A 13919-nucleotide genomic window follows, 5' to 3' on the forward strand; every position below is an offset into this window, starting at 1 on the left:
GGGTGTCATTGGTGAGCTGCCCGGCGTAAATGCATAACTGCGGCTGTGACGATCCAAGCCGCCGCGACTCCCCAGCCCAGGGTGAGACCGTCTTGCCACTGCAGTAAACCGCAGGGCTGCGGCGTGACCTGCACCAAAGACTGGATTGACCCACCGCCAGCCACAGGCGTGAGCCGATACGTGATCGATGCAGCGGTGATCCCTGCAACATCGACCACGTACGCGGCGCCACCGTGCACGACAACACCGCCCACCTGTGACGATGCGATCGCAGACAGCGCTTGTTGAGCGCTGCTGTAGCAGGTGGCGCCGACCTGGTAGGCCATTACTTGGCGCTGCGCAGGAACTTGATGGCAGCGACGGCGATAGACGCAACGACGAACGCCGTGGCCACGGTCACGCCGTCAGCCTTCATTGTGGAGATCGCATCGCTGATCTCGGTGGGCACTGCCGCGTGAGCTGCACCAGCTGCCAGGAGCGCCACGCCGGCACCGTACTTGAGGGACTGCTTGAAGAATTTCATATGAAATAGCCTTTCGAATGATTGCGGCACAGCACCGCGCTGCACCGGTGATCCGTCCTGCGACTGGATCACCGCTACACACTCGATCCGCCTGCGGGCCCATGCGCTCGCGGAAGCTCGCGCTTGGGCCCGCATGCGGCCTGACGGTCAGCTCTCGATCGCGTCAAGCGTGAGGTCCACCGGCGTGACCATCGTTGTCTCGCCGGTTTCCTTGTCCAAGGCCCGGAACGCCTTGCGTGTGTAGCCTCCGACCTTGCAAAGGACCTGGACGTCATCGCCACGCTGCCCCAGGGCCGCACGGCTGCGCACCTGGACTGTCTGCGGGCGGCTGTAGGGGTCCGGTGCAGGGGTGACGATGGTGGTATAGCGGGTCTGCTCGTGACGGCGCAGCGACTCGATACGGCCCGCGATGAGGCATTGATTGGCGCCGATCTTGTGGGCCGATGCTGGTGTTGCTGATGCGTTCATGTGATCCCCTTAAGCGGCAAGCCGCAGTTCTCGGCTGATGTTGAATTCAGGTCTGTTCCTGGCCGAGCCACTGCAGAAACGCCTGTCCACGCGTTGCGGCGTGAAGTCAAAAATGAGGCTGTCATTGGCGGTGACAGTGATGTCCGAAGAGCGCCAGGAGACGCCGGCCTCCTCCAGCAACTTGCGGTTGCGAAAGAACGTGGCACGCGAGTACTGCTCGCGCATGACGTTCTCGTTGAGCGTGCACATGGCAGCCCAGAAGCCATACAGGCGCTGGCCTGCAGTGCCACCGTAAATGTTCTGAAGCCGCGTCATGACGGCAGTGGTCGTGCGAACGGTGTCCATGGCTTGCTTCCCTTCGCGCAGGAGGCGCTCAACTTCTTTGTCGTGAATGGCTTCCAGGTAGGCGTCGGTGACTTCGCTCACCAGCGGGTTACGCCCAAAGTCGTACTGGAACTTGTCGGAATGGACTTCGACCTCAACGCGTAGGCGCCGGTCGGCCAGGCGCTGCAATGCGTCCAGCTTGCGGTCGGCCCGCTTGAGGTTGTCCGTGTCGGCTTTGCCGTAGTGGTAGGCGAACACCTGCCGGAAGTAGTTGCGCAGGCGCCCCCTGTCGTGCACAGAGAACTCAGAACCCTTGTGATAGAACTTGACCGTGGTGGTCTTGCCCGCGAAGTACACGGCCATGTCGTACTTGGCCGCCTTCTTCTGCCGACGCGGGAAGTTGCGCAGCTGGATGCTGTCGAAGAACTCTTTGATCGCAGGCTTGCTCAGCGCGTAGACGTGGGCCACGTCCACCCGGTGCACGGTCCAGAGGCTGGACGCTGGCAGGTCCACGCCGAGCAGGCGCTCCACGAGATGGACGAAGAACGAGCAGGCTCGCTGGAAGTTGCTTGGGCCTCCATAGACGTTGTGCCCAAGCATGGCTTTGTGCACCGAACCCTCGACAAGGATGTAGGGCTCGCAGGGTGCCAAGCGCGGCCGGCCGTTGGCGTCCGTCACCCAATCCTCGTACATCGGGCGCACGCTGATGCGCGAATCCCAAGAGCCCAAAAGCTCGCCGCTGTGCAGTTCGTAGAGCAGCGCGCCCGTAGCCAGGTCAACGCCGCTGCGCAGAACACACTGCTGTTCGATGAGCCGCACAAAGTGCAAATCCATGGACGGGCTCTTGAGCTTCAGCGTGTCATACGCCATGGCTTTCGGCCCCCTGTCCGGAAATCAGCGGAATCTCAGAAATGAGACTCTCAGGCGGTGCTACCACGCCCGCCTGAGAAAAAACCTGCCTTGCCAGAGCCTGCGACGAGTACGTGCGGCCAGCGGCTTTTTCCCGGCTCAGGAAGCCCAGGAAATCGAGGTCCAACGTGCTGTAGGCCATGAGTGCAAGGGCCTCCACGCGGATGCGCGAAGACAGCTCATAGAGCCGGAAATCGTCTGCCCGCTCGGGGCGAGCCATCATGGAATCGTGCAAACGGCGGAAGCCCTGCAGGCGCTGTGCTGTAACCGAGGTCATGCGTGGCGCTCAGCAGAATGACGGAAGGTGCCCACCCCCTGCCCGGCAGCGGCCGGAGCCGGCAAGCAAGCAGCCGGTGCCGTTTGTTCGGCAGGGGATGGACGTTCGATGTGCGAGGGGGGCATGCCGGCTCCTGTGAGAAAATTACCTTTGATGGCAATGACCATCTGTGGTAATCGAAGAGCCAAAGATACCATGACTAGTAACTTTTTTGCAAGAGAGGCAAAGTGTGTCTATTGCTGAAACAATTGAGGCCGCAACACGTGCTGTAGGCAGCCAGAAGGCGCTTGCCCATCTCTTGGGCATACCCGAGACCCATATCAGCGGCTTCAAGAAGGGCAGGCCCTGCAGCTATCAGAAGCACGCACAAATCGCAGCTGCAGCAGGTATGCGGGAAGAGGCTGTGCGAATCCTCATCGAAGGCATGGCATCGGGCCTGAGCGATGATGTCGAACACGAGGCCCTGATCAAGGGGGCGCTAGACCAGGTCGAAACAGGTGTCCTGGCCATACTCGCAAGCATGCCGATCGACCACGAGTCGGAAGAAGAAATGAAAGTCCAAACAAAAAGCAAGAAGGTCAACAAGGCTTGGCTCAACAGCCACGTCAACGATCCTTACGTCAAGGCCGCCCAGAAGGACGGCTACCGCGCGCGCGCGGCCTACAAACTCAAGGAGATCGACGAGCAGCTCAAGCTCATCCGGCCGGGTGCCACGGTGGTGGACCTGGGCTGCGCACCCGGGGCTTGGAGCCAGTATGTGCGCCGTTGCCTGTCGCCCAACGGGGCGGCCGTCGGCGCGCTCAACGGCCGCATCATCTCGCTGGATCTGCTGCCCATGGAGCCCATCGAGGGCGTGCAGTACATCCAGGGCGATTTCCGCGAGGAGCCGGTTCTGGCCCAGCTCCAGGAGGCCCTGGGCGGGGGCAAGGCCGACGTGGTGGTCTCCGACATGGCTCCCAATCTGTCCGGCAACGGCACGACGGATGCGGCGCGCATTGCGCTGCTGGTCGAACTGGCGGTTGATTTTTCCATCCACCATATGAAACCTGAAGGCGCCTTGGTCGTGAAGCTCTTCCACGGCGGGGCCTACGATGACCTGGTTGCGCTGTTCCGGCAGACCTTCAAGGTGGTCAAGCCGATCAAGCCCAAGTCCTCGCGTGACAAGTCTTCGGAGACGTTTTTGGTGGGCATGGGGCTCAAGTAGCCCTGTGCAGCCGCCCGGCGCTGTCCTGACCCGGGTCAAGACCGTATTCAAGCTATGGCTGCTATAGAGGGATATAGGCGACCAGCCAGCTTGAAACACCTAAAATGGACCGCAAATACGCTTCGAGCACGCTGGAAGTCGTTTTATCTGTATCCCCCATTGGAGCCCCGCTTGAACAATCAGTGGTTTTCAAAAATTGCCGTCTGGCTGGTCATCGCCATGGTGCTGTTTACGGTGTTCAAGCAATTTGACACCCGTGGCGGCGCTGGCGCGTCCCATGTCGGTTACTCCGAGTTCCTGGAAGAGGTGCGAAGCAATCGCATCAAGAGCGCCACCATCCAGGAAAGCCCCGGCGGCACCGAGATCGTGGCCACGACCAACGATGACCGCAAGGTGCGCACCACCGCCACCTACCTGGATCGCGGGCTCGTGGGTGACCTGATCAACAACAACGTCAAGTTCGACGTCAAGCCCCGCGAAGAAGGCTCGGTCCTCATGACCCTGCTCGTCAGCTGGGGGCCCATGCTGCTGTTGATCGGCGTGTGGGTGTACTTCATGCGCCAGATGCAGGGCGGCGGCAAGGGCGGTGCTTTCAGCTTCGGCAAGAGCAAGGCGCGCATGCTGGACGAGAACAACAACACCGTGACCTTTGCCGACGTTGCAGGCTGCGACGAAGCCAAGGAAGAGGTCAAGGAAGTCGTGGACTTCCTGAAGGACCCCAACAAGTTCCAGAAGCTCGGCGGCCGCATTCCGCGCGGCCTGCTGCTGGTAGGGCCTCCGGGTACCGGCAAGACGCTGCTGGCCAAGTCCATCGCTGGTGAAGCCAAGGTCCCGTTCTTCAGCATCTCGGGCTCCGACTTCGTGGAAATGTTCGTCGGCGTGGGCGCGGCCCGCGTGCGCGACATGTTCGAGAACGCCAAGAAGAATGCACCCTGCATCATCTTCATCGATGAAATCGATGCCGTGGGCCGCCAGCGTGGCGCAGGCCTGGGCGGTGGTAACGATGAGCGTGAGCAGACCCTGAACCAGATGCTGGTCGAGATGGACGGTTTTGAGACCAACCTCGGCGTGATCGTCGTGGCTGCAACCAACCGTCCCGACATCCTGGATGCGGCGCTGCTGCGCCCCGGCCGTTTCGACCGCCAGGTGTATGTGACGCTGCCCGACATCCGTGGCCGCGAGCAGATCCTCAATGTGCACATGCGCAAGATCCCTGTAGGCCAGGACGTGAATCCGGGCGTGATCGCCCGCGGCACGCCCGGCATGTCGGGTGCCGATCTGGCCAACCTCTGCAACGAAGCAGCCCTGATGGCCGCGCGCCGCAATGCGCGCACCGTCGAGATGCAGGATTTCGAGAAGGCCAAGGACAAGATCATCATGGGCCCCGAGCGCAAGAGCATGGTCATGCCCGAGGAAGAGCGCCGCAATACGGCCTACCACGAGGCAGGCCACGCACTGATCGGCAAGCTGCTGCCCAAGTGCGATCCCGTGCACAAGGTCACCATCATCCCGCGCGGCCGTGCGCTGGGCGTGACCATGAGCCTGCCCGAGAAGGACCGCTACTCCTACGACAAGGAGTTCATGCTCAACCAGATCGCCATGCTGTTCGGTGGACGCATTGCCGAAGAAGTGTTCATGAACCAGATGACCACGGGCGCGAGCAACGACTTCGAGCGGGCCACGCAGATCGCACGCGACATGGTCACCCGCTACGGCATGACCGACGCGCTGGGTCCCATGGTCTATGCGGAGCAGGAAGGCGAGCCTTTCCTGGGCCGCTCGATGAGCAAGACCAACAGCATGAGCGAGCAGACGATGCAGAAGGTGGACCAGGAGGTTCGCCGCATCATCGACGAGCAGTACGGACTGGCGCGCAAGCTGATCGAGGACAACTCCGACAAGATGCATGCCATGGCCAAGGCCATGCTCGACTGGGAAACCATTGATGCCGAGCAGCTCGATGACATCATGGCCGGCCGTGAGCCGCGTCCTCCCAAGGACTGGGTGCCGCGCAACCCGCCGTCGTCCGACGGTGGCAACTCGTCCGGCGGCACGCCGGCAGTGGATGCCGACCCTGCGCCCACCACGGCCTGAGCTGCTTGCCGCAGAATCGGTCAATCCCATGCAAAGGGCCCTGAGGGGCCCTTTTGCTTTGCTTGCAGGATGTGCTCAATCGCCCGCAACGGCCGGGCGATGAACCCGGTCCGGCAGGCGCCTACCTTCAGGAAACCCCATGCCGCATCAATGGCAGACTTCGCGCTTTGTTCTAGACCTTCAGCGTCCACTGGTCATGGGCATCGTCAATGTGACGCCCGACTCGTTTTCCGACGGCGGGCGGCACAACACGGTGGAGCAGGCCTTGCGGCATGCAGAGCAACTGGTCAGTGAGGGCGCGCACATCCTCGATATTGGTGGCGAGTCCACCAGGCCCGGCTCACCGGCTGTTCCGCTGGATGAGGAGTTGCGGCGCGTGCTGCCTGTTGTACAGGGCGCAGTGCAACTGGGCGTGCCTGTCTCCGTCGATACCTACAAGCCCGAGGTCATGCAGGCCGTGCTGGATCTGGGGGCCGACATCGTCAACGACATCTGGGCGCTGCGCCAGCCGGGCGCGCAGCAGGTGGTGGCCGCGCACCCGAGCTGCGGCATCTGTCTCATGCACATGCATGGCACGCCGCAGGACATGCAGACCACGCCCATGCAAGGCGATGCCGTGCCCGCCGTGCGCGATTTCCTGCAGTTGCACAGCGATGCCCTGCTGGCCCGGGGCGTGGCGCGGGAGCGCATCGTCTGGGACTATGGCATCGGCTTCGGCAAAAGCGTGGCACAGAATTTTTCCCTGCTTGCACGCCAGCATGAATTGCTGGGCCTAGACTTCCCGCTGCTGGCCGGCTGGTCGCGCAAGGGCTCGCTCGGGCAGGTCAGTGGCCGTCCACAGGGCCAGCGCATGGTGCCCAGCGTGGCGGCGGCACTGCTGGCGGTGGAGCGTGGCGCGCGCGTGGTGCGCGTGCACGACGTGGCCGATACGGTGGCGGCATTGACGGTCTGGCAGACCATGCACGACAACGACTGAACAACAAAGGAGCACTATGGCACGCACATATTTTGGTACCGATGGAATTCGCGGCCTGGTGGGCCGTTCGCCCATCACCCCCGACTTCGCGCTGCGTCTGGCGCATGCCGTGGGCCGTGTGCTGCGGCGCAAGGAAGCCCGTCCCATGGTGCTGATCGGCAAGGACACGCGGATCTCGGGCTACATGCTGGAGAGCGCGCTGGAGTCCGGGTTCAACTCTGCCGGCGTGGACGTGATGCTGCTGGGCCCCTTGCCCACGCCGGGCGTGGCCTATCTGACGCGCGCCCAGCGCGCCAGCCTGGGCGTGGTCATCAGCGCCAGCCACAACCCTTATTACGACAACGGCATCAAGTTCTTCAGCGCACAGGGCACCAAGCTGCCCGATGCCTGGGAGGAAGAGGTCGAGCAGGCCTTGACCGAAGATCCCGTATGGGTCGACTCTGCCGCTCTGGGAAAGGCCCGGCGCCTTGAAGACGCGCCAGGGCGCTACATCGAGTTCTGCAAGAGCACCTTCGACCATGCGCTCACGCTCAAGGGTGTGAAGATCGTGGTCGATGCGGCCCATGGCGCGGCCTACCAGATCGCCCCCAAGGTCTTCCATGAACTGGGGGCCGATGTGGTGGCCATTGGCTGTGCGCCCGATGGACTGAACATCAACGAAGGCGTGGGTGCCACCCATCCCGAGGCCCTGGTGCTGGCCGTGCGAGCGAACAAGGCCGACTTCGGTGTGGCGCTGGATGGTGATGCCGACCGGCTGCTGCTGGTCGATGCGGCTGGCCGGCTCTACAACGGCGACGAACTGCTGTACCTGATGGCGGCCGATCGGCTGGCGCGTGGCGAGGCCGTGCCGGGTGCCGTGGGCACACTGATGACCAATATGGCCGTGGAGGTGGCGCTGAAGTCCCAGGGTGTGGGCTTTGTGCGCGCCAAGGTCGGCGACCGCTATGTGCTGGAGGAGCTGCACCGGCAGGGCTGGACCCTGGGGGGCGAGGGCTCGGGCCATCTGCTGGCGCTGGACAAGCACACCACGGGCGATGGCCTGGTCAGCGCGCTGCAGGTGCTGCAGGCCTGCGTGCGTTCGGGCAAGAGCCTGTCGCAGTGGCTGTCGTCCGTGCAGCTGTTTCCCCAGGTGCTGCTCAACGTGCGGTTGCAGCCGGGCCAGGACTGGAAGCGCAACACCCAGCTGGAGGAAGCCACCGAGGCCGTCAAGGCCGAATTGGGCGATACGGGGCGCGTGCTTATCCGCGCCAGCGGCACCGAGCCTTTGCTGCGCGTGATGGTGGAGGCACGCGATGGCGACCAGGCCAGCCGCTGCGCCGAGCGCCTGGCCAGCGTGGCGAAGAATTCACCCATGCCCTGAGCGGCGGGCGGCACGTTCTCGGCCATGGAAAGCCGAAGCTGCAGGCTTCGGCTTTTGCGTCTGCAGACCGTGGCGCGGTGAGCCGTTCAGCCCTGGCTGCGCAGAAAGGCCTCCAGCGCCTGGGGCGGCAGCGGGCGGCTGAAATGGTAGCCCTGGGCTTCATCGCAGCCTTGCTCGCGCAGGAACTCCAGCTGCGCCTCCGTTTCCACGCCTTCGGCCGTGGTCTGCATGCCCAGGGCCTGGGCCATACGGATGATGGCGCTGACAATGGCGCGGTCATTGCTGTCGTGGTCCAGGTCCTGGATGAAGGACTGGTCGATCTTGAGTTTGTAGATCTGAAAGCGCTTGAGCTGGCTCAGGGATGAATAGCCGGTGCCGAAGTCATCCATGGCCAGGCGCACGCCATGCTCGCGCAGCCGGTCCATGGTGGCCGTGGCCTGGCGCGGATCATGGATGGCCACGCCCTCGGTCAGCTCCAGCTCCAGAGAATCGGCCGGCAGGTCGCTGTCGAGCAGGATGCGGTTGATGATTTCGGGCAGTTGCTGCTGGTGGAACTGGATGGCCGACAGGTTCACGGCCACCTTCAGGTCCCGCAGCCCCGCATTGCGCCAGGCCTGCAGTTGCTGCATGGCGCTGCGCAGCACCCATTCGCCGATCTGCAGGATCTGGCCGCTGTCCTCGGCGACGGGGATGAACTCCGCGGGCGAGACCGAGCCCAGCTCGGGGTGCTCCCATCGCAGCAGTGCCTCCACGCTGCGCACGCGCCCGGTGCTCAGGGTGATCTGCGGCTGGTAGTGCAGATACAGCTGATTGCGCTCCAGCGCCCGCCGCAAGGCGTTCTCCAGCTGCAGGGCGCGCAGGGACTGGGCCTGCATCTGCGGAGTGAAGAAGCGGTAGGTGTTGCGGCCGGCCTGCTTGGCGTGGTACATGGCCGCGTCGGCGGCCTGTGTCAGCGAGTCGATGTCGTGGCCGTCGCGCGGGTACAGCGCGATGCCCATGGACGGCGCAATGGTCAGTTCGTGGCGGTCGATCTGGTAGGCCTGGCGCGACGCCTCCTGCAGCTTGCCTGCCACGCGGGCCGCACCCTGGGCATTGGCACCGGGCAGCAGCAGCACGAATTCGTCGCCGCCGATGCGGGCCACCGTATCGCGGTCACGCACCACGGCACGCAGGCGGCGGGCAATCTCCACCAGCAGGGCATCGCCCACGCGATGGCCCAGCGAATCATTGACATGCTTGAAATGGTCCAGGTCCAGGAACATCACGGCCAGTGGCGTGTCGTTGACCTTGGCCAGCTCGATGGCGCGGGCGCTGCGCTCGGCCAGCAGCGTGCGGTTGGGCAGGCCGGTGAGCGCGTCGTAGTGCGCCATCCAGTAGATGCGTTCCTGGTCCAGCTTGCGGTCGGCGATCTCGCGGTGCAGGTTCTCCACCGTGGCGCTGAGTTCGCGTGTGCGGTCGCGCACCTGCTGCTCCAGCAGTTCGTGGGCCTGGCTCAGGGCCTGCTGGGCGCGCAGACGGTCGTCGATGTCGCTGACGATCCAGATGGAGCCTTCGCGTGCATCGCCCGGATTGATAAGCCGGCCCGTCAGTTCACCCCAGAACAGGCTGCCATCCTTGCGGCGCAGGCGGCGCTGCGTGCGAAAGGACAGGCCCGCGCTCAGCGTGCGATAGGCCTCGCGCCCCAGGCTGCGCAGCTCGTCGCGGCTGGGGTGCAGGTGCTCGCTGTTGATGCCGACCAGCGCATGCTCGCCCGCGTAGCCGAAGATGTCGGCATAGCACTGGTTGCATCGGACGATGACGCGCTGGCGGATGAAGACGATGCCCACGCCGGCATTGTCGAGCAGTGCCTGCTGCTCGCGCAGGCTGCGCTGCAGCGACGCCGCCATCATCGAAGACGGACGTTCGAGTACAGGGTCGTACGCAATCGTCGGCGCGGACATGGCGAAGCGGTAGGGCGGTGGTAAAGGGATGAGGGGGAACTTACAAAGTGTAGCACTTGCGCGCAAAACAGCATTTTGTCGTTCCCTGGCGAGGGCAGGGCCTTGGTTTTCAGGTGCCGGTGGACTGTCGTTGCCGGCCCTTGGCCTGCGCATCGAGCTTGTGGGCCAATTCATAGAGCACGCCATGGCGCAGGGCGCCGTGCGTGACGCGCATGCGCTCGATGCCCAGGCTGGAGAAGATGCCCCGCATCACGCTCATGCCGCCGCCGATCATGGGGCGCAGCTCTTCCTTGAGTCCGTCCATGTTCACACGGTCGACATGGCCTGCGCGCAGCAACTGCGCATGCAGCCAGTCCAGTCCCTGCCGCGTGATCCAGCCGGCCGTGCCCCCGGGCGCATGGGCCAGGACCTTGACAATGGCACCGGCCGTGCCCGAGGAGCCATAGGCATGGCTCCATTGCCCGGCAGCGAAAAGTCCTGCTTCGGGCGCAATGATGTCGGCCACGGCTGCTTCGGCCTGGGACAGGGCCTGGGCCGACAGCTCGCCATCGGGGAAGTGACGCAAGGCCCAGGTCACGCTGCCGAAGGCGAAGGAGCGTGCCTGCAGTACTTGCCGCTGCTGACCCAGGCACAGCTCGGTCGAGCGGCCGCCGATATCCACCACCAGCCTCCGCTGGGCGCCGGGCGGCAGCAACTGGGCGACGCCGCGATAGATCAGGCGTGCTTCCTCCTCGCCGTCAATGACCTCGATGGGGCAGCCCAGAATGCGCTGGCCTTCGTCCAGGAAGATCTGGCGATTCGATGCCTCTCTCAGCGTCTGCGTGGCCACTGCACGTACGCGGTGGCGGGGCAAATCACCCAGCACCTGCGCATAGCGCTCCAGGCAGGCCCAGCCGCGCTGCATGGCCTCCAGGCTCAAGGCGCCCTGGGCGTCGAGGGCGCTGCCCAGGCGTATGGCTTCCTTGCGATGGCTGAGCAGCTGTACCTTTGCGCCGTCGCTGCGGGCCATGGCCAGCAGGCAGCTGTTGGAGCCAATGTCGATGGCGGCCAGGCGGCTTTCGGGGGGATTGGAAGAGGACATGCGCGAAAGGCGGACGACGGCACGGCTGCGGCAGGTTTGCAGCAGCCAACGGCATCCAGGGGAAGGCAGCTAGCTTAGCACCCCGGCGATGTCGCGTCGCTCTCGTGCCGGTGTGACTGGGTCATGACCTTTGCGTGACGGTTTCTGCGCCGTTGCTTGCGCCTGGCTTGGCTTGTATGACAGATGTCATGAACAGAGGAATGCATGTCATGAACATGTCACAAATCCGGGGCAGACTGCCCGAATCCCCGGCTAGCGGGGTGACTACCGGGTCCTGCCCAGGCCGGGCCCCTGCATCCATGCCCCAGACATTCACGCCGATTCCCGGTGGCGCCTCTGCCGCACCTGCCGAACCAGAACATGAACAGGGAGCGCGTGCCGTGCCCGAAGGGCCGGCTTCGCTGGGCATGGCCCGCCAGACAGCTCCCATACCCGTCTCTGCACCCCTGAATGTCCCGATGATGCCCCTGGCGAAAAGCCTCTCCACCGCCTTGTCGGAGCTGCAGGGCCAGGCTATTGCGGCTTCTGCCTCTGCTTCTTCTGCAAGGCTTCCCGCCCCCGGATACACTGGACTGCACGCCACAGCCGAAAGCGGTGAAGTGCAAGAGCAGCAGCAACAGTTTCTTGACCGTGACCATTGCATCCTGGCCTTCAATGAGCGCGTGCTGGATTGGGCCGTGCGTGAAGATGTGCCGCTGCTGGAGCGTTTGCGCTATCTGTGCATCGTCTCCTCGAATCTCGACGAATGGTTCGAGGTGCGTTGCGCCCCGCATGTGACGGCCGCCAAGGCCGGCGACGCCAAGGGCCTGTACACCCTGCAGAGCTTCCGCTCGCTGATGGACAAGGCGCATGAGCTGGTATTGCGCCAGTACACGCTGTACAACCAGTCGCTGATTCCGGCCTTTGCGGGGCAGGGCATACGCGTGGTATCCCATGGCGAGCGCAGCAGCGCCCAGCGCAAATGGGTGCGCGAGTACTTCCTGCGCGAAGTCCAGCCGCTGCTCATGCCCGTGGGCCTGGACCCATCCCATCCATTCCCCCAGGTGGCCAACAAGGCGCTGAACTTCATCGTGCGCCTCAAAGGTGTCGATGCCTTTGGCCGTGCCAACGAGGTGGCCATCGTCAAGGTGCCGCGTGTCTTGCCTCGCCTGGTGCGCCTGCCCGAGAAGATCGCGGGCAAGCAGCGCCTGTTCGTGAGCATCTCCAGCATCGTGCGCGCCCATCTCGTCGAGCTGTTCCCGGGGCGTGAGGTGGCGGAGTTTGCGCAATTCCGTGTCACGCGCCATTCGGACCTGGCAGTGGATGAGGAAGACGTCAGCGACCTGCGCACGGCCTTGCGCCAGGGTCTGCACCATCGCCACTACGGCCAGGCGGTGAGGCTGGAGGTGTCCTTTGCCTGCTCGCCCATGCTGTCCGACCTGCTGCTGGGCCAGTTCGGCCTGCCGACCGAGGCACTGTTCCGCGTCAAGGGGCCCGTGAACTTGGTGCGCCAGTCGCAGCTGGTGGATCTGGTCGATGACCCCGCGCTGCTGTTTCCGCCTTGGCGTCCGGCATGGCCGCGCCAGCTGCAGCCGGGCCGCTCGGTGATGGCCCAGATCCGCAAGCGTGATGTGCTGATCCACCAGCCCTTCGAGAGCTTCGACGGCGTGCTGGAGCTGCTGCGCGAAGCCGTCAATGACCCTGAGGTGCTGGCCATCAAGCAGACCATCTACCGCACGGGATCGGACTCCGAGATCATGCAGTTGCTGGCCGAGGCGGTTCGCCGCGGCAAGGAAGTGCTGGCCGTGCTGGAGCTCAAGGCCCGCTTTGACGAAGAGGCCAACATCAACTCCGCCGAAAAGCTGGAGGCCTTGGGCGCCCAGGTGGTCTACGGCGTGCTGGGCCTGAAGACGCACGCCAAGATGCTGCTGATTACCCGGCGCGAAAAGCGCAGCGGTCAGCTCAAGCGCTACGGCCACCTGTCCACCGGCAACTACAACGTGCGCACGGCGCGCCTGTACACGGACATCAGCCAGCTGACCTGCGATGCGCAGATCACGGCCGACATGGATGCCGTGTTCAGCCACCTGTCCAGCCACAACCGCTTGCCCAAGCTGCACCAGCTTGTGATTGCGCCGTTCCAGCTGCACGATCGCATGCTGGCGCTGATTGCCCAGGTGGGCGAGGCCGCACAGCGCGGCGAAGAGGCGCGGATTGTGCTGAAGATGAATGCGCTGACTGACGAACTGCTCATGCAGGCCCTGGTGCGTGCCGGTCAGCAGGGCGCACGCATCGATCTCATCGTGCGCAGCGCCTGCATGCTGCCGCCGCAGCGCAAGGGCTGGACGGACAACATCCGCGTGCGCTCCATCATCGGCCGCTTCCTGGAGCATTCGCGCGTCTTCTACTTCGCCTGGGGCAATCAGCAGGAACTGCTGCTGTCCAGTGCGGACTGGATGAACCGCAACATGATGCGCCGGGTGGAGCTGGCCTGGCCTGTGCGCGATCCGGCGTTGCGCCAGCAGGTGATAGACGAATGTCTTGTCGCCAGCCTGCATGACAACCGCGACGCCTGGACGCTGGAAGCCAATGGCGCCTACCAGCGCGCACCCTATCCGACCACGGGCCTGGGGGCGCAGAACGCCTTGATGGAGCGTTACGGCCCTCGGGCCTGAGCCGCATATCCTGTCAGGGCGCCGCGTGCCTGCCCTGTGCAATCGAAAAGCCCCGCCAACGCATTGCGCTGGCAGGGCTTTTTGCTTGTCGCTGCGGCAGCCGGAGACG

At 64.3% G+C, this 13919-nt stretch carries 12 protein-coding genes; 5 read left to right on the plus strand and 7 right to left on the minus strand.

Translation table 11 applies throughout. The features are described from left to right. Positions 1-5: 5 nt before the first annotated feature. The 5 genes from HFGMBDPB_RS10805 to HFGMBDPB_RS10825 all read right to left on the minus strand — a co-directional run bounded on the left by HFGMBDPB_RS10805 (position 6) and on the right by HFGMBDPB_RS10825 (position 2501). Positions 6-326 (minus strand): hypothetical protein, encoded by a 321-nt coding sequence (locus tag HFGMBDPB_RS10805; protein ID WP_212645392.1) that lies wholly within the window; start codon positions 324-326, stop codon positions 6-8. Next, positions 326-523: a major capsid protein gene (locus HFGMBDPB_RS10810; RefSeq protein WP_212645393.1), complete on the minus strand. Its 198-nt coding sequence runs from the start codon at positions 521-523 to the stop codon at positions 326-328. Before HFGMBDPB_RS10810 ends, HFGMBDPB_RS10805 begins: the two co-directional genes overlap by 1 nt. 147 nt (positions 524-670) lie before the next feature. Then, positions 671-991 carry a single-stranded DNA-binding protein gene (locus HFGMBDPB_RS10815; protein WP_212645394.1) on the minus strand — a complete coding sequence of 107 codons (321 nt, stop codon included), beginning with the start codon at positions 989-991 and terminating at the stop codon, positions 671-673. A 9-nt stretch (positions 992-1000) separates the two neighbouring features. Further along, a complete protein-coding gene (locus HFGMBDPB_RS10820) occupies positions 1001-2185 on the minus strand; it encodes a phage/plasmid replication protein, II/X family (protein WP_212645395.1) in 1185 nt (394 codons plus the stop codon). After that, the gene (locus tag HFGMBDPB_RS10825; protein ID WP_017404517.1) at positions 2175-2501 is read right to left on the minus strand and encodes a hypothetical protein; all 327 of its coding nucleotides are present in this window, start codon (positions 2499-2501) and stop codon (positions 2175-2177) included. Before HFGMBDPB_RS10825 ends, HFGMBDPB_RS10820 begins: the two co-directional genes overlap by 11 nt. Before the next feature lie 550 nt (positions 2502-3051). On the opposite strand from HFGMBDPB_RS10825, the gene HFGMBDPB_RS10830 reads away from it, so the two are divergent. The 4 genes from HFGMBDPB_RS10830 (at position 3052) to glmM (ending at position 8135) form a co-directional block, all read left to right on the plus strand. Continuing rightward, the gene (locus HFGMBDPB_RS10830) at positions 3052-3705 is read left to right on the plus strand and encodes an RlmE family RNA methyltransferase (protein WP_026062160.1); all 654 of its coding nucleotides are present in this window, start codon (positions 3052-3054) and stop codon (positions 3703-3705) included. A gap of 171 nt (positions 3706-3876) precedes the next feature. After that, positions 3877-5799, plus strand: a complete 1923-nt coding sequence (gene ftsH / locus HFGMBDPB_RS10835) for an ATP-dependent zinc metalloprotease FtsH (protein WP_016447469.1) — start codon at positions 3877-3879, stop codon at positions 5797-5799. A 139-nt stretch (positions 5800-5938) separates the two neighbouring features. Continuing rightward, positions 5939-6775 carry a dihydropteroate synthase gene (folP, locus tag HFGMBDPB_RS10840; protein ID WP_016447468.1) on the plus strand — a complete coding sequence of 279 codons (837 nt, stop codon included), beginning with the start codon at positions 5939-5941 and terminating at the stop codon, positions 6773-6775. Positions 6776-6791: 16 nt separating this feature from the next. Further along, positions 6792-8135, plus strand: a complete 1344-nt coding sequence (glmM, locus tag HFGMBDPB_RS10845; RefSeq protein WP_046984523.1) for a phosphoglucosamine mutase — start codon at positions 6792-6794, stop codon at positions 8133-8135. A gap of 86 nt (positions 8136-8221) precedes the next feature. Here glmM and HFGMBDPB_RS10850 read toward each other — a convergent pair whose 3' ends face one another. Both HFGMBDPB_RS10850 and HFGMBDPB_RS10855 read right to left on the minus strand, forming a co-directional pair. Next, positions 8222-10075, minus strand: a complete 1854-nt coding sequence (locus HFGMBDPB_RS10850; protein WP_016447466.1) for an EAL domain-containing protein — start codon at positions 10073-10075, stop codon at positions 8222-8224. A 109-nt stretch (positions 10076-10184) separates the two neighbouring features. Beyond that, a complete protein-coding gene (locus HFGMBDPB_RS10855) occupies positions 10185-11156 on the minus strand; it encodes a Ppx/GppA family phosphatase (protein WP_016447465.1) in 972 nt (323 codons plus the stop codon). A gap of 209 nt (positions 11157-11365) precedes the next feature. Here HFGMBDPB_RS10855 and ppk1 point away from each other — a divergent pair, with 209 nt between their 5' ends. Continuing rightward, positions 11366-13810, plus strand: a complete 2445-nt coding sequence (gene ppk1 / locus HFGMBDPB_RS10860; RefSeq protein ID WP_212645396.1) for a polyphosphate kinase 1 — start codon at positions 11366-11368, stop codon at positions 13808-13810. Positions 13811-13919 lie beyond the last annotated feature (109 nt).

This window comes from Delftia sp. PE138, from assembly GCF_018320755.1.
Taxonomy (GTDB): domain Bacteria; phylum Pseudomonadota; class Gammaproteobacteria; order Burkholderiales; family Burkholderiaceae_C; genus Comamonas; species Comamonas tsuruhatensis.